A 16503-nucleotide genomic window follows, 5' to 3' on the forward strand; every position below is an offset into this window, starting at 1 on the left:
CGTCGGGGTCGACTCGAGCTACTTCCGCATCATGAACCTCAAGCTGGACGAAGGCGCCAATTTCGCGCTTCGGCAATACCAGGCCGCGTCGTCGGTCACGATCATCGGCCAGGGCGTGAAGTCGCGCTTCTTCACGACGGAGGAGCCGATCGGTCGTACGATCAAGGTCGGCAATCAATGGTTGACCGTCGTCGGTCTGCTCGAGGACCGCAAGGTCTCCGCCGACGTCTCGCAGCGGTTAGGCATTCGCGACGCCAATATGGACGTCTACGTTCCGCTGCCGACGATGCTGCTCCGCTTTCGGAATCGGGCCGAGGTGACGCAGGAAGAGATGGAGCTCGCAGCGCGCGAGTTCAGTCAACCCGACTCCTCCGAGACGGACGATCAGCGCGCCGAGAAGCGCAACTACAACCAGCTCGACAAGGTCGTGGTGCAGGTGGATCGCGCCGCGGTCGTGCCATCGGTGGCGGACATTGTTCAGCGTCTGCTCAAGCGGCGCCACAACGAGGTCATCGACTTCGAGATCACCGTCCCCGAGCTGCTGCTCAAGCAGGAGCAACGGACAAAAACGATCTTCAACATCGTGCTCGGCGCCATCGCGTCGATCTCGCTCGTCGTCGGTGGGATCGGCATCATGAACATCATGCTCGCATCGATTCTCGAGCGCATCAAGGAGATCGGCGTGCGTCGAGCCGTTGGCGCAACGCAGCGAGATGTGCTCGCGCAATTCCTGAGCGAGGCGGTGATGATCAGCCTCGCCGGTGGTCTCGCCGGGATCATCACCGGCGCGATCCTGAGCTCGATCATCGAACATGCGGCGAAGATTCACACGATCGTCTCGCCTTTGTCCGTCGTCGTCGCTTTTGGGGTGTCGGTCGCCGTCGGCCTCTTGTTCGGCATCGTTCCCGCCTGGCGCGCCGCGCGCCAGGATCCCGTCGTGTGCCTTCGCTACGAGTAGCGCGGGCAGTCGTCTCTCGAGCCTAACGACACATGTTGTCACTCTCTCGCCGCGCGTGCGTCCTGGTGCCGCTCGCCCTGTTCGCGCTCCCGTCGGGCGATGCGCTGGCGCAACAGCCGGTCACGGCCCCTTGTCCCCCCGGAAGGATCGTCGCTTCCGGATGCCCCGCTGGCTCGCTCAATCTCGCCGACGCCGTCGCGATGGCACAGCGTCAGGGGCTGTCGGCCGAGGCGTCGCGCCAAATGCTGGTCGAATCGAGAGCGCGCAACGCCGCCTTCAGGGCGCGCTTGCTGCCGCAGCTGTCCCTGGATGCGATGCCCGCGAATTACAACCGCGGCTTCATTCCGGTCGTCCTGCCGACGGGCGAGACACAGTTCGCGTCGCAGAGCCAGAATGAGTCGACGGCGGGCCTCACGGTTTCGCAAGCGCTTCCGTGGATAGGATCGACACTCACGGTCGGATCGTACCTCGATCGCCTGGACCTGACGGGCAGCGTGACCAGTCGGACATATAGAACGACTCCGTTCCTCGTGACGCTGCGTCAGGATTTACTCAAGCCGCGCGAGCTGCTCTGGGACACTCGGTCGCAGGATCTCCGCGCTGGTCTCGCCGAGCGGCAGTATCTGGAGTCGCGAGAGGATTTGGCGATCAATACCGCCGCGGCATTCTTCGACTATTACGCCGCGACGGTTGCCCTGCGAAATGCGACGTCGAACGTCGCAGTGAACGACACGCTGTACACGCTCAACAAGGGCCGCTACGAGGTCGGCAAGATCGGAGAGAATGATCTACTGCAGAGCGAGCTCCAGCTGCTGCGTGCGCGCGCTTCGTTGGACGGTGCGAAACTCGAGCGCGACCGGAGCGAATCGGCGCTCCGGCGGCTCGTCAACGTGCATGCAACGGACACGCTCGTCGTCGTTCCGCCGGAGAATGTGTCGACCATCGAGGTTGACCCGAGCGTCGCCGTCACGGAAGCGCTCCGCAACAGTAGTGTGGCCGAGCAGGCCGCGCTCGATTCTGTGGTCGCGCGACGCAGCGTCACGGAGGCGCGGCTCACCAACGGTTTCGGCGCAACGATCATCGCGAGCTATGGCATGAATCAGACGAACTCCCTGTTCGGCCTTTCCTACGCGTCACCCTTGCCGCAGCAGGGCTTTCAACTGCACGTGACCATGCCGCTCTTTCAGTGGGGCGGCGGCAGCGCCGACGTTCAAGCGGCGAAGGCCGAGGAGGCTCGGGCCGCGAGCACGTCACGCGCTCGGCGAGAGCAGGCCGCGGAGGACGCTCGTTATGCAGCGCTCCAACTCACCCAGTCGCAGCGCATGCTCCTCATCGCGGCGAAGGCAGACACAGTCGCGCAGAAGCGATTCGAGGTCGCCAAGAACCGCTACCTCATCGGGAAGATCGGAGTGAGTGATCTCTACATCGCGCAGAACGAAAAGGACCAGGCTCTGGACGCGTATGTACAGGCGCTTCGCGGCTATTGGAACAATTACTATCGGCTGCGACGGGTCACGCTGTACGATTTCGAGCAGAAGGCGAGGGTGCAGTGAGAGCAGTGGTGTCGCCGCTCTCGAGTCGTTGTCGGACCGCGTGAACTGACTAAGGGGCGGTTTCCGCACTTTATCCGGATCTCGAGCCGCTGCCATCGGACCACGAGTCGCGGTCATCTGTCCTCGACTCGATGTGACCTAGCGGCCACTCGGTCTACGAAAACCCTCGCTCGTTGCGGCGACATCTCGACTCGTGGTCAGCGACGCACGCCTCGGAGTGACGAGACCAGACTCCAGGCTGAGCTGTTCACGACATCGAGAACGGTGACCCTTACTTGCCCGCTGCGGGCGGACCTGGAAGTGTGGAGAAATAGGAAACTTTCGGCTCCTCCGGACCGCGCCTGCCCGTCCATTTCCAATTCTTTATCTCCGGCATGTCGTCCCCGTGCTCTCGCACGTAATGATGATGCTCCACCAACTTGTCCCGGAGCATCTGCTTGAAGTGCGAGCCGATGCGCGCGAGCCGCGGCACGCGATCGACGACACTGCCGGCGATGTGGAAGCGATCGAGCTCGTTGAGCACCGTCATATCGAACGGCGTCGTCGTCGTTCCTTCTTCCTGGTAGCCGTGCACGTGGAAATTCGCGTGGTTGCGGCGACGATACGTGAGTCGGTGAATGAGCGTCGGATACCCGTGGTACGCGAAGATCACCGGACGGTCCGTCGTGAACATCGAGTCGAACTCCGCCTCCGGCAAACCATGCGGATGCTGCGTCGATGACTGCAACGTCATCAGATCGACGACATTGATCACGCGCAACGCGACGTCGGGGAAATGCCGGCGCAGCAGGTCGACCGCGGCCAACGTCTCGAGCGTCGGCACATCGCCGGCGCACGCGATCACGGCATCGGGCTCGATGCTCTGATCACTGCTCGCCCAATCCCAGATGCCGATACCAACGGTGCAATGGCGAATGGCCGCCGTCATATCGAGATACTGCGGGGCGGGCTGCTTCCCCGCGACGATCACATTGATGTAGTTGCGACTCCGGAGACAGTGATCGGCCACGGAAAGCAAACAGTTCGCGTCCGGCGGGAGATACACACGTACGATATCGGCCTTCTTGTTGACGACGAGGTCGATGAATCCCGGATCCTGATGGCTGAAGCCATTGTGATCCTGTCGCCAGACGTGTGACGTCAGCAGATAGTTCAACGACGCGATCGGACGCCGCCAGGGAATGTCGAGGCACGCCTTGAGCCACTTGGCGTGCTGGTTGAACATCGAGTCGACGATGTGAATGAACGCCTCGTAGCAGGAGAAGAAGCCGTGGCGCCCGGTGAGGAGGTAGCCCTCGAGCCAACCCTGGCACAGCTGTTCGCTCAGCACCTCCATCACGCGTCCGTCGGCCGAAAGATGTTCGTCCGTCGGCAGAATCTTCTCCATGAAGACGGTGTTCGTCGCCTCCCACACAGCCGTTAGGCGATTGGACGCGGTCTCATCCGGCCCGAACAGACGAAAGTTGCGTGCCTCGCCACTGAGCGCGAAGATGTCGCGCAGAAACTCGCCTAACGAGCGTGTGCTCTCGGCGACGCGCTCACCGGGAGCGCTGATCGGCAGCGCGTAATCGCGAAAATCCGGCAGCAACAGATCGCGAAGCAGCAAGCCGCCGTTCGCGTGCGGATTCGCTCCCATGCGTCGGTCGCCGCGTGGCGCGAGCCCGGCGAGCTCCGGAATGAGCCTACCCTCGGCGTCGAACAGCTCCTCTGGGCGATAGCCGCGCATCCACTCTTCGAGCTGCGCGAGGTGCTGCGGTTTGGTGGCAAGCTCGCTCAACGGAACCTGATGCGCGCGCCACGTGCCCTCCACGGGCTTGCCGTCTACTTCCTTGGGCCCCGTCCAGCCCTTGGGCGTGCGCAATACGATCATTGGCCACACCGGCCTTCCGGTCGATTTGCGCGCTCGGGCATCATGTTGGATGGCGTGGATCTCGTCGACGATCTCGTCGAGCGTCGCTGCCATCAGCTGATGCATTGCCTCCGGCTCGTGTCCCTCGACGAAGTAGGGCGTGTAGCCGTAACCCGTCAGGAGTTGCGACAGCTCGTCGTCGTCCATCCTGCCGAGGATCGTTGGATTAGCAATCTTGTAACCGTTGAGATGGAGGATCGGGAGGACGGCGCCGTCCCGTGCCGGATCGAGAAACTTGTTCGAGTGCCAGCTCGCGGCCAGCGTGCCCGTCTCGGCCTCGCCGTCGCCGATGACGCACGAGACGACCAGATCGGGGTTATCGAATGCCGCACCGTACGCGTGAATGAGCGAGTAGCCGAGCTCGCCACCTTCGTTGATCGAGCCGGGCGTCTCCGGGGCGGCGTGACTCGGGATACCACCGGGAAATGAGAACTGCTTAAAGAGTCGCCGCATGCCTTCGACGCTCTGCGAAATACTCGGATAGAACTCGCTGTACGTCCCCTCCAGATATGTGTTGGCGACGATGCCAGGCCCTCCGTGACCTGGCCCTGTTACGTAAATCACATTCAGGTCGCGCTCTCGTATCAACCGATTGAGATGCACGTATACGAAATTGAGTCCCGGCGTCGTGCCCCAATGTCCGAGCAATCGTGGTTTGACATGCGCCAATGTGAGCGGCTCGCGCAACAACGGGTTGGCGAGCAGATAGATCTGGCCGACGGAGAGATAATTGGCGGCGCGCCAGTACGCATCGATTCGATGCAGTACGTCATCGGTGAGCGGACGCGGAATCGTTCGCTCGCTGTGCGGAGTCACGGTGGCGGTTGTCGACATGTTTGGATTATAGCAAAAAAATGTTCGTCGCGTGCGTTGCATCACGGCGAACTCGTAGCACACGAGGCAAAACGTTTAATCCGTATGCAACGCGATGACGCGCACACCGGGAACGCGTCGATGCGGCTCGTGTCTTGCCTTTCGGTTGTCGGCAGTCCGATGAATAGGAGCTCCGTATGAGCGACATCACTCGCAGCACGGGAGTCGCGGTGGATCCGGTGCAGGAAGCTCACCGAGTCTTTCATCGACTGTGGTCCAAGGCGTACGACGCGCCGGGATACGACAAGCGAGAGTGGCTGCGCTTCGAAGAGTTGCTGCGTCAACTGGGACTGCGCATCTGAGTAGAGGGTAGAGAGTGGAGAGTAGAGGGTGAGAAAAACGAATGGCCGGCACACCAGTGCCGGCCAACGAGTCTACTCTCTACTCCTCACCCCTCTACCCTCCACGCTCTAGCACTCCGCCTCACGCGATTCGGGTTTCGTTTGAACGAGGGGCGGTGCGCTGCAAGCCACGTTTTTTGATCTGACGTTAGAACTTTCTGAATATCTGCACCGAGCTGTTTGTTCGCCGTCATGAGACGTTGCCGAACCGGCGTGGTCTGCGCGAACATCGCGTGCCGTTGGTCGACACTCATGGATTGGCCCGCCACGCGCGCCGCGCGCATCTGCTTGCCGATCGCCGCCATCGATTGCAGGTCTTGCCGATGAGCCGAGCGATACGCCGTCACGAGCGCCTTGATCTGCGTCCGCTGCGCATCCGTCAACTGAAGATTCGCCGGCAGTCGCCGAGCGAACATGAAACCTCCGCCCATCATCCCGAATCCATGCCGGCCAAATCCCCATGGGCCCGGCGCGCCATTCGTGGCGCTGAGGAAATTATCCGGCGCCGGCACCGTCGGCGCCGTCACTTCATTGGCGCACGCCGCCACGGAACCGGCGACGAGCAGGAGCAGCATGTTCCTCATGTCCTCATCCTCCGATGTGCACCGAGTCGAGTGCGTAAGACGGAGGCTATGAACAAATGTTAGCGTCGGCCAGTGGCTCGTAGCTGGTTCTTAGTGAATAATCAATGTTACGAACCGCCGACCCAACGTTGATGCTCTCTCGGCTGTACAACCGCGCCACCGGAATGCCGATCTTGATCGGCCTTCTCGTGGTCACGTTTGCCATTGCGGCGGACCTCGCGCACGAGGCGTGGACCACGGGAGTTTCTCAGCAGCGAACCGCCGAGCGCGCCCTGCGCGATTTCGTGCGATTCTCCGCGACAAATACGGCATACCAGGCGCAAGCATCGATTGAGCTTGGAGTCCGAACCCTCCTCGGGCCGGTGGCGGCTCGCAGTGCTAGAGACAGGTCTCCCGCGGCCGAACTAGAAGCATTGGCGGAGAGTGCGGCCCGAATTGTTGAATGCCATTGCGCACCAGTCTTTCGGCCGACCTTCTATTTCCGTCTCGACCTAGCCTCCGCCGATCTGCGAATCAGCGGCGCCGCGTCTCCCTCGGACGCCGAGCGTCAATGGCTCCGCGACACGATTGCGGTCCACGCTCGTGCGGTGCGTCACCCTGATTGGGACGTGGCGCTCGTCTACGGCGGCGCAGGCTCGCGGCCCCGAGTCGTTGCATACAGCCTGCGCGGCCCCGCCGCGTACGGCCTGGTGAGCGACGTCGGAGCCTTCGGCGACGCGGCCATCGCTCCGGTGGTCCGGACTCGCCCGCGCCCCGATGTCGAGCTCGGCCCGCACGCCGCCGGCTACGACTCGCTGATGAGAACTTTCATATTGGCCCCGGACGGTCATGCGGTGTACGACGCGAATCCCCGTCGGCCGGAGCTTCGCGTCACGATGGTACCGGGCGCTGGACACGAATCGTATACGCCGGGCGCCGAGCCCCTGATCCCGACGACGCTGTTTGCCGATACGGTGCGGCTCGGGCCGCAGTTCGGCGATCTGCGGCTCGACGTCGCGCTCGCCACGAGTGATCCTGGCGCCCTCATCGCGGGAGGGCTCCCACGGTCGCGGCTCTTCGCGCTGCTCGGATTGCTGGTGTTGATGGCTGGCCTCGTGGCCGTCGTCGTGTTGCAGCTCCGGCGCGAGCACGAGCTCGCGCGGCTGCGTGCCGATCTGACCGCCGGAGTGTCGCACGAGCTGCGCACGCCGCTGGCGCAGATTCTTCTGTTCGGCGAAACGCTGATGCTCGAACGCACGCGCTCGGAGCGCGAGCGCCGTGCGGCCGCCGAGGTGATCGTGCGCGAGGCGCGCCGGCTCATGCATCTCGTCGAGAATGCGCTGCACTTCACTCGCGCCGACCGCGAGCTCCTGCATCTCTCGCCCGAGTCGATCGATCTGGGTGAGGCAACGCGCGAGATTCTCGTCAGCTTCGCGCCGCTTGCGTGGACGGCGAAGGTGACGTTGCGCGAGATGATCGACGAATCCGCGACGGCACTTATCGATGCCGCCGCCTATCGGCAGATCGTGCTCAACCTGCTGGAGAATGCGATTCGCTACGGGCCCGTTGGCCAGACGGTGACGGTGCGCGTTGAGGGTGTACCGGATGGCGCGCGCCTCGTCGTCGAGGATGAAGGGCCAGGCATTTCTACCGCCGATCGCGAGCGCGTGTGGGCGCCGTTCGTTCGCCTAACGAATCAGGCTCGCGGATCGATGGGCACGGGAATCGGTCTGGCGGTGGTCCGCGATCTCACCTCGCGCCACGGCGGCCGCGCCTGGATCGATCGTGCACCATCGGGTGGCGCTCGGTTCGTCGTCGAGCTTCCGTCGAGTGCGCGGGGCTTGCCGAAAAACTCGGGCCGCGAGGACTCTGTTGGCCCCGCCCACGCCGCACTCTGACGAGACTCTGACGTTGGCCCGTGCCGTCAGTGCACCGTCGGCGCCGTCAGTTCACGAAACTCTAACGTTGCATAGGAAGGCAAAAACCTGTCGGCACGATCGACGGCGACGTATCCGTTGTATACAAATCCCCGGGCACACCCCAGCCCCCTCGAATCGTGTCTCTCCTTACACGGAAATCTCTCGTCGACCTGCGCGCCGAAGCGGAGCGCAGCCCCCTCCGCCGATCCCTCGGCCCGCTCAACCTAACGGCGCTCGGCATCGGCTCCATCATCGGGACCGGCATCTTCGTGCTCACCGGCACCGCGGCCTCGCAGAACGCCGGCCCCTCGCTCGTCCTCTCGATGATCATCTCCGCGGTCGGCTGCGCCTTCGCCGGGCTCTGTTACGCGGAGTTCGCGTCGCTCGTGCCGGTCGCGGGCAGCGCGTACACGTACGCATACGCGACGGTCGGTGAGATCTTCGCGTGGATCATCGGCTGGGATCTCATTCTCGAATACGCGCTCAGCGCGTCGACGGTCGCGGTGGGATGGTCCGGGTACTTCGTGAGTCTGTTTCGCGATCTCGGCATCGCGATACCGGCGCAGCTCACTGCTCCGCGCGGCGTGGTGCTCACGCTCGCCGACGGGTCGATTGCGCACGGCGTCTTCAACGCGCCGGCGGCATTCGTCGTGCTCCTCGTCTCGGCGCTGCTCGTGATCGGCATCAGGCAATCGGCTGGCACGAACACCGTGCTCGTGCTCATCAAGTCGCTCGTGCTCGTTCTCTTCGTCGTACTTGGCTGGTCGTACATCCGGCGCGAGAATCTCACACCGTTCATTCCACCTAACGAGGGCGGCTTCGGCCACTTCGGGTGGAGTGGCGTGTTGCGTGGCGCCGGCGTGATGTTCTTTGCGTATATCGGCTTCGACGCCGTGTCCACGGCCGCGCAGGAGGCGAAGCAACCGCAGCGAGACATGCCGATCGGCATCCTCGGGTCGCTCGCGATCTGCACGGTGCTCTACATCGCGGTCGCGATCGTCCTCCTCGGGATCGTGAGCTATCATCGGCTGAACGTCGCCGATCCGCTCGCCGTCGGCATCGACGCGACCGGACTGCGCTGGTTCAGCCCGGTGATCAAGGTCAGCGCGCTTTTCGGCTTGTTCAGCACGATGCTCGTGCAGCTTCTCGCGCAGACGCGAATCTTCTACTCGATGAGCCGCGACGGACTTCTTCCGCCCCTCTTTGGCGTCGTGCACCCACGCTTCCGAACGCCCTATCTGAGCACCATCCTCACCGGCGTGATCATTGCCATCGCGGCCGGCCTGCTTCCAATCGAACTGCTCGGCCAGTTGGTGAGCATCGGCACGCTGCTCGCCTTCGTGCTCGTCTGCATCGGCGTCGTTAGGCTCCGCCGCACCGCGCCCGACCTCGAGCGTCCTTTTCGCACGCCCTTCGTGCCGACGATCCCGATCCTCGGTGCGGTGATCTGCCTTGTGCAGATGGTCGCCCTGCCGCTCGAGACGTGGATTCGGCTCGTGGTCTGGCTCGTCACGGGGCTCGTGATCTACTTTGCGTACAGTCGGCGCCGGGCGTACAGGGTTCGCATCGCGCGAGTCGAGGCGGAGCGGGCGGCGTGAGTGCCTAACGCCGACGCAAGGCAAACGCTTCCCACCGATGGCTCTCCACCGACGTCACCATGTCGCGGATTCTGATTGTCGAGGACAACCACGATTTGGCTCGGGGTCTCGCGAACAATCTCGAGATCGAAGGCTATGACGTCGACGTCGTGCACGACGGAGCTGAAGGCCTCGAGCATGCGCGCGCGAGCGATCCGGCGCTGATCATTCTCGACTTGGCGTTGCCGGGTCTCGATGGGTATCGCGTGCTCTCGACGTTGCGCGCCGAGGGCAACGACGTGCCCGTGTTGATCCTGACGGCGAGGAGCGAAGAAGCCGATAAGGTTCGCGGCTTCCGGTACGGGGCTGACGACTATGTCACGAAGCCGTTCGGCCTCCTCGAGCTGCTCGGCCGTGTGAACGCTCTGTTGCGTCGCGCCGGTGCGCCGGCGCGGACGAACGGTGGGGGCAAGGCGTTAGGCGAGCGGATCCACTTCGGCGACATCGAAGTGCGGCCCGGAACCCACGGCGTCTATCGCCGCGGATTCCCCGTGACATTGCGACCGAAAGAATTCGAGCTGCTCATGGCGCTCCTGCGTCGCGGGGGAAAGATCGTACCGCGTCTCGAGCTGCTGCGCGACGTGTGGGGCTATGATGCCGACGTCGTGAGTCGGACCGTCGATACGCATGTCGCCGAGCTGCGGCGAAAGCTCGAAGACGATCCCGCGAACCCGCGCTACATCGTGACGGTGCGCAAGGCCGGCTATCGTATCGCGCTCGACTGACGTACGTCGCGCGACACTTCGTTACGGAGTTCATCACCGTGCCATACCGGTTCATCACCGGTATATGCGGCTCACGGAGAAGTCAAGAAAATGCGTGACTTCTCAACCCCGATTCGGGTTCATCACAACATACGGAAATGACGGCGCCGTGATGCTTCACGCGACGTCGGCGCGTCGCTGGTGACTGCGACTGCTCGCGAACATTCCGTTTCTTGCGCGCGCGCTGCACTCGCGCGCGACGACTCACACCCTTGGGAAAGGGAGGGCCGAATGGCTTGGATTCGCAGGTTTGCCGTCAGCGTGTTGGTGCTCGCGCCAGTGCTCGGCAGAGCGCAGCAGCCGACGGGAACGATCGCCGGACGCGTCATCGATCGTGCAACGCAGCAGCCCGTCGTGGGCGTGACGGTGCGCGTCATGGGAACGACCCGCGCGGCGCAGACGACGGATCAGGGCGGCTATCGCATCACCGGCGTGCCGTTAGGCACGGTCAGTGTGCAGGCGCTGCGAATCGGGTACGCATCGAGTACGCGTCCCAGCTCGATCACGGGAACGGACGTGGCGACACTGGACTTCGCGCTCGACATAGCGGCGACGCAGCTCGACGTTGTGCAAGTGACCGCCACGGGGCAGGAGCAATCACGTCGTGAGAGCGGCGTATCCACCGCCACGATCAACGTGCCCGACGAGGTGCCGCAAGCGGCCGTGTCCAACCTGCAGACCGTTCTCTCTTCCCGCGCCGCAGGCGTCGTGGTGCAAGAGGCGAGCGGGACGACTGGCAGCAGCGCGCGCATTCGGATTCGCGGATCCAACAGCGTGTCGCTCCTGAATGATCCACTCATCATCGTCGACGGCATTCGTGTCAACAACGACGAAGGCGCGACGAGCATCGGCGTCGGTGGACAGGTGACATCGCGGTTGAATGACATCAATCCCGAGGAGATCGAGAACATCGAGATCGTCAAGGGACCCGCCGCGGCTGCACTCTATGGAACGGCGGCGTCGAATGGCGTCATTCAGATCACGACGAAACGCGGCACTCCGGGACGGACGAGATGGACGACGCATACCGAAGCCGGGACAGTCAACGAAGTCAGCCAGTATCCGACGAATTACTGGATGCTGGATCTCAACAGTCCCTTCGTGAATCCCGGAGATACGCTGTTTCCCTGCACGCTCGACTTCCAGGCGCGGGGCATTTGCAGCTCGAACCTGAAGCTCGTCTCGTTCAATCCCCTCGAACAGGCGAGTCCGTTCGTTCGCGGCTGGCGTGAGCGCTATGGCGCGGATGTCGCCGGCGGTTCGGATCTCGCTCAATACTTCTTCAGCAGCGATTTCTATCGGGAGCAGGGTGTGTACGCAATCAATCGCGAGCGTCAGATCTCGCTCCGCGGCAACATTCACACCCAGTTGCGTGAGAACTTCGATCTGTCGGCGAACACCGGGTACGTCCAGAACCGGCTCCGTCTACCGCAGAACGACAACGACGTGCGCGGAATCATTCCGGGCGGTCTGCTCGGACCCGCCATACCCGGGTACGGCCGCTTCGGCGGCTACGGTTTCGATTCCGTCGCCGACATCGAGGCGATCAACACGCAACAGAACGTCGAACGCTTCACCACATCGGCGCGCTCCACTTGGCAGCCACTGACGTGGCTTTCCGCGATCGGTACCGCCGGCATCGATTTCGCCAATCGCATCGATCAGGAGTTCATTCCGCCGGCGAGCGCCGGTGGTCCGACGAGCCATTTCTCGGACGACCGCGTTGGCAAGCGCACGTCGAATCCGTTTCAGGATTTCGTGTACACGTCGAACGTCGGTGTGACGGCGACATTCAATCCGCGCGCCGATCTTCGATCGGCAACATCCACCGGCGTTCAATACAACGACGAGGTAACGCGCGCCACGTTCGCCTTCGGACAGAATCTGCTCGCCGGCACCGGGTCGCTCGGCGGCGCGACGGCGCTCTTCGCGGTGGGCGAGACCAACGTCGAAAACAAGACGTTAGGCGGCTACTTCCAGGAGCAGTTGTCCTGGCGCGATCGCTTGTTTGTCAGCGGCGCGCTGCGGGGAGACAAGAACAGTGCCTTCGGTCAGGACTTCCGCAGCGTTCTGTATCCGTCGGCGAGCGCCTCGTGGGTCATTGGCGACGAAGGGTTCTTCCCCAAACAGGAATACCTCTCCTCCCTTCGTCTGCGAACGGCCTACGGCGAGAGCGGTCAGCGCCCCGGTTTCCGCAGCGCGATACGCTTCCTGGCTCCGTCGGCGGTTGCCATTCGCCAGGGCTCGAGCGAGAGCGCGAATGTTCCCGCCTTCTTCGTGGGCGGCATCGGCAACGTGAGCCTCAAGCCGGAGATCTCGAAGGAGTATGAGATCGGCTTCGACGCGGGATTCTGGCGCGACCGCGTCGCGACGGAGATCACCTACTACAGCAAGAACACCACGGACGCCATCGTTGCTCGCCCGATTCCGCCGTCCGGTGGCGAAGCGACCACGCGCCTCGAGAACCTCGGACGCGTGAAGAACGCAGGCCTCGAGTACACCGTCAACGCGCGCCTGTTCGAGACGCGTCAGGTCGCAGGCAGCCTGGTCCTCAATGGCAGCACGAGCGCGAACAAGCTGCTCAGTCTGGGGCAGGGCATTCCGACGATCACCTTCGGCTCGAACGGCACGCAGCGCCACGAGGCCGGCTACCCGTTAGGCGGCTACTGGTCCGTCCCGATTCTCAGTTACCAGGACAAGAACGGCGACGGCATACTCAGTCGCACGAATTGTAAGACCACGAACGGTGTGGTGAACCCGCAGGGTGCATCGCTTCCCGCGTGCGAAGTCACGCTCGGCGACTCGGCGGTGTTCCTCGGCTCGCCGTTCCCGACGCACGAGCTGTCGCTCACGCCGCAGCTCACCTTCTACAGGAACATCACCGTTCGTGCGCTGTTCGATCACCGCGGTGGAGAGAAGTTGTTCAACTACACCGAGCGTTTCCGCTGCGTCGTCTTCGCGAATTGCCGTGCCGCGAACGACAAGACGGCGCCGCTCGACGAGCAGGCGCGGTATATCGCGGGCTTGATGGGCACGGACGTGGGTTATCACGAAGACGCCAGCTTCACGAAGCTGCGCGAGGTCGCGGTGAGCTTCAGCGTTCCGGCGCGATACGTCTCGCGCTACGGCTTCAGTGGGGCGACGCTCACGCTTGCCGGGCGCAATCTCCACACCTGGACCAAGTACACCGGTCTCGATCCGGAGATCAACGAGAATGGTGGATTCAACTTCAGCACGGACGAATTCCTGACGCAGCCGCACGTCCGCTATTTCACCGCCCGTCTCGATCTTGGTTGGTAACCCGACATTACTCGCGGAGAGAAGAGGACACAGATGATCAATAGACTATTATGGCGCACCGGCGCGCGAGGGCCCGTTCTCGCCGCTGCGGTCTTGCTATTGAGTGCCTGTTCAATCGACAAGGTGCTCGAGGTGCCCGATCCCGATGTCTCGCGACCCGGCGATCTGACCGGGACGCTCGCGTTGGCGACCCTCAAGGCGGCGGCGGTGGGTGACTTTCAGGTGGCGTTCGCCGGTACTGGCGGACTCACCGGTCTCGAGGGACTCGTCAACATCACTGGCCTGTTCACCGACGAGTTCTTCTTTACCGAGACTTTCCCGACGCGCGTACAGATCGACCGTCGTGCGATCGACCGCAACAACTCGACGATGCTGGCGATCTATTTCCAGGCACAGGCGGCGAGACAATCGGCGTTTCGTGCCGAGAGCGTCTACGCGAAGCTCGCGCCTAACGACTCAGGCTACTCGGAGTCGCTGAGTCTCGAGGGATATGCGTTCATCCTCCTCGCCGAGAGCTACTGCTCGGGGGTGCCGATCACGAAAGTCGATGTGTCGGGCATGGTGCTTCCCGGACAACCACTCTCCACCCAGCAGTTGCTCGATTCGGCGATCAATCGCTTCACGACGGCGCTCACCATCGCGAACAGCGCCGGGAGCACATACCTCGCGAATCTCGCCCTCGTTGGGCAAGCGCGCGCGCTCCTATTCAAGGGCAACGGCAGCCTTGCCGCGGCCGCGACGCTCGTGCAGAACGTGCCTTCCGACTTCGAGTACCGCATCTTCTCGAGCGATAACACCGACCGCCAGAACAACGGCGTCTTCGAGCTACAGTATCTCGAAGGCAGGTGGACGCAGGCGGACAAGGAGGGACGCAACGGCCTCCCGTTCCTGAGCGCCGGCGATCCACGCACGCCGTTCGTGGATCTCGGCGCGGGCTTCGACGGAGCGCATGAAGTGTACGGCTCTCTGAAGTACCCGAGCCGTTCCGCGAGTACAGTTCTCGCCAGCGGTGTCGAAGCTGAGCTGATTCTCGCCGAAGCGGCGCTCTCGAGCAACTATGGAGGTGCCAATGGTACGCTGGACATTCTCAATGGCCTGCGTGCGAATATCGGCATGAGTCCTCTTGCGTCAGCGGCTACTCAACAGGCGCAGGTGGATCAGCTCTTCAGCGAGCGTGCCTTCTGGCTCTTTCTCACCGCGCATCGACTCGGTGATCTCCGTCGTCTTTCGCGCTCGGTGGCGAATGGCGGCTACGGTCGAAATTCCGAGACGGTATTTCCAACGGGAGGTTACAGCGGTCGCGGCGGCGGCATCTATGGTACCGACGTGAACTTTCCCATTCCGATCGAGGAAGCGAACTCGAACCCCAATGCGCCGGCGTGCCTCGATCGCAATCCGTAATCAGGTGCTGGAGCGTGAAACGCGAAACTCCCTCGAGCTCGAGGGAGTTTCGTCGTTCCGGCGGTTGAGCCGAGCACGTGGGCGAGCCCGTCCCACGCTGAGCTCACGGGCCCACAGTTCAATCGTGCTCTGCGCCAGCTCGAAATCATCTACTCGGCAGCGACGCGACGGGCGGCGCCTTGACCGCACAGCAGGCACGTCTGCAAGCTTCCCTTCCACGTCCAAAAGGAGCGGATCATTACCAACGCGACGCGCATGCGCGCCGTCACGATCACTCGGCCCGGCGGCCCCGAGGTGCTGGAAGTGCGCGATGCCGTGCGCCCCGAGCCGGGAGCGGGCGAGGTGCTCGTGCGCATTCGCGCGAGTGCGCTCAATCGCGCCGATCTCTTGCAGCGGGAGGGCCGCTATCCCGCGCCGCCTGGGTGGCCGCAGGACATCCCCGGAATGGAGATCGCCGGAGAGATCTTGGCCTGCGGAAAAGGCGCTTCCTTATGGAAGGACGGCGATCGCGTCTTCGGCATCGTGGGTGGCGGAGGGAATGCCGATTACATAATCACCCACGAGCGCACGCTCGCCGCGATCCCGCCCAATCTGTCGTGGACGGAAGCGGCGGCTGTACCCGAAGCGTTCATCACTGCCCACGACGCACTCCTTACCCAAGCCAGGGTGCGGCTCTCGGAGCACGTACTCATTCATGCCGTTGGAAGTGGCGTCGGTCTGGCGGCGTTGCAGCTTGCGCGAGCCGTGGGCGCGGTGCCGATCGGTGATGCCCGAAACGCCGACAAGGTCGACCGGGCGCGGGCACTCGGTCTCGCTGAGGGCATCACTGTTGGTGACGACATCGGCGTCATTGCCAAGCGAGTGCAGGAATCGACGGGCGGCAAGGGCGTCGAGGTCGTTCTCGACCTCGTCGGAGGACCGTACACTGCCGTGAGCATCGCCGCCGCGGCGCCCAAAGGGCGCATCATGCTCATCGGCACGATGGCTGGTCGCGATGCCTCGCTTCCCATCGGACTGATCCTCGGTAAGCGCCTAACGTTGCGGGGGACCGTCTTGCGGGCGCGACCTCTAGAGGAGAAGATCGCGGCGACTCGCGCCTTTGCGGCGCAGGTGGTACCACTCATCGCGCGCGGCATCGTGAAGCCGGTGGTCGATCGCGTCTTCAAGCTCGAAGAGATCGCGAGCGCTCACCGCCACCTCGAGAGCAACGCAACGTTTGGTAAAGTCGTAATCGAGAATGGATGACAGTGTACGGCACCGAACAATTCGTTCAATTCCCTCTCCC

Annotated in this window: 11 protein-coding genes; 9 read left to right on the forward strand and 2 right to left on the reverse strand. The window is 63.2% G+C overall.

What is annotated here, in order from left to right; all coding sequences use genetic code 11:
* Nucleotides 1–958: FtsX-like permease family protein (locus tag VGH98_20240; GenBank protein HEY2378319.1), on the forward strand; the 958-nt coding region annotated here is incomplete at its 5' end.
* A gap of 32 nt (nucleotides 959–990) precedes the next feature.
* On the forward strand, nucleotides 991–2511 hold the full coding sequence (locus tag VGH98_20245; protein HEY2378320.1) for a TolC family protein: 1521 nt from the start codon (nucleotides 991–993) through the stop codon (nucleotides 2509–2511).
* Nucleotides 2512–2782: 271 nt separating this feature from the next.
* Here VGH98_20245 and VGH98_20250 read toward each other — a convergent pair whose 3' ends face one another.
* Nucleotides 2783–5254, reverse strand: a complete 2472-nt coding sequence (locus VGH98_20250) for a phosphoketolase family protein (protein HEY2378321.1) — start codon at nucleotides 5252–5254, stop codon at nucleotides 2783–2785.
* Between the two features lie 176 nt (nucleotides 5255–5430).
* On the opposite strand from VGH98_20250, the gene VGH98_20255 reads away from it, so the two are divergent.
* Nucleotides 5431–5595: a hypothetical protein gene (locus VGH98_20255; GenBank protein HEY2378322.1), complete on the forward strand. Its 165-nt coding sequence runs from the start codon at nucleotides 5431–5433 to the stop codon at nucleotides 5593–5595.
* 86 nt (nucleotides 5596–5681) lie between these two features.
* Here VGH98_20255 and VGH98_20260 read toward each other — a convergent pair whose 3' ends face one another.
* Nucleotides 5682–6218, reverse strand: a complete 537-nt coding sequence (locus VGH98_20260) for a Spy/CpxP family protein refolding chaperone (GenBank protein ID HEY2378323.1) — start codon at nucleotides 6216–6218, stop codon at nucleotides 5682–5684.
* Nucleotides 6219–6322: 104 nt separating this feature from the next.
* On the opposite strand from VGH98_20260, the gene VGH98_20265 reads away from it, so the two are divergent.
* From VGH98_20265 to VGH98_20290, 6 genes are all read left to right on the forward strand, one after another.
* Nucleotides 6323–8095, forward strand: a complete 1773-nt coding sequence (locus tag VGH98_20265; GenBank protein HEY2378324.1) for a HAMP domain-containing sensor histidine kinase — start codon at nucleotides 6323–6325, stop codon at nucleotides 8093–8095.
* A gap of 158 nt (nucleotides 8096–8253) precedes the next feature.
* The gene (locus VGH98_20270; GenBank protein HEY2378325.1) at nucleotides 8254–9714 is read left to right on the forward strand and encodes an amino acid permease; all 1461 of its coding nucleotides are present in this window, start codon (nucleotides 8254–8256) and stop codon (nucleotides 9712–9714) included.
* A 59-nt stretch (nucleotides 9715–9773) separates the two neighbouring features.
* Complete coding sequence (locus VGH98_20275) at nucleotides 9774–10478, forward strand: response regulator transcription factor (GenBank protein ID HEY2378326.1); 705 nt, start codon at nucleotides 9774–9776, stop codon at nucleotides 10476–10478.
* 270 nt (nucleotides 10479–10748) lie between these two features.
* Nucleotides 10749–13817 (forward strand): SusC/RagA family TonB-linked outer membrane protein, encoded by a 3069-nt coding sequence (locus VGH98_20280; GenBank protein HEY2378327.1) that lies wholly within the window; start codon nucleotides 10749–10751, stop codon nucleotides 13815–13817.
* A 33-nt stretch (nucleotides 13818–13850) separates the two neighbouring features.
* Nucleotides 13851–15218, forward strand: coding sequence for a RagB/SusD family nutrient uptake outer membrane protein (locus VGH98_20285; protein ID HEY2378328.1), 1368 nt, complete (start codon nucleotides 13851–13853; stop codon nucleotides 15216–15218).
* A gap of 255 nt (nucleotides 15219–15473) precedes the next feature.
* A complete protein-coding gene (locus tag VGH98_20290; GenBank protein ID HEY2378329.1) occupies nucleotides 15474–16463 on the forward strand; it encodes an NAD(P)H-quinone oxidoreductase in 990 nt (329 codons plus the stop codon).
* The last annotated feature ends 40 nt before the right edge of the window (nucleotides 16464–16503 follow it).

Source organism: Gemmatimonadaceae bacterium (genome assembly GCA_036496605.1).
Lineage (GTDB): Bacteria > Gemmatimonadota > Gemmatimonadetes > Gemmatimonadales > Gemmatimonadaceae > AG2.

Coding starts and splice junctions, on each gene's coding strand:
- VGH98_20245 (HEY2378320.1), top strand. CDS start 991: ATGTTGTCACTCTCTCGCCGCGCGTGCGTCCTGGTGCCGCTCGCCCTG.
- VGH98_20250 (HEY2378321.1), bottom strand. CDS start 5,254: ATGTCGACAACCGCCACCGTGACTCCGCACAGCGAGCGAACGATTCCG.
- VGH98_20255 (HEY2378322.1), top strand. CDS start 5,431: ATGAGCGACATCACTCGCAGCACGGGAGTCGCGGTGGATCCGGTGCAG.
- VGH98_20260 (HEY2378323.1), bottom strand. CDS start 6,218: ATGAGGAACATGCTGCTCCTGCTCGTCGCCGGTTCCGTGGCGGCGTGC.
- VGH98_20265 (HEY2378324.1), top strand. CDS start 6,323: ATGTTACGAACCGCCGACCCAACGTTGATGCTCTCTCGGCTGTACAAC.
- VGH98_20275 (HEY2378326.1), top strand. CDS start 9,774: ATGTCGCGGATTCTGATTGTCGAGGACAACCACGATTTGGCTCGGGGT.
- VGH98_20280 (HEY2378327.1), top strand. CDS start 10,749: ATGGCTTGGATTCGCAGGTTTGCCGTCAGCGTGTTGGTGCTCGCGCCA.
- VGH98_20285 (HEY2378328.1), top strand. CDS start 13,851: ATGATCAATAGACTATTATGGCGCACCGGCGCGCGAGGGCCCGTTCTC.
- VGH98_20290 (HEY2378329.1), top strand. CDS start 15,474: ATGCGCGCCGTCACGATCACTCGGCCCGGCGGCCCCGAGGTGCTGGAA.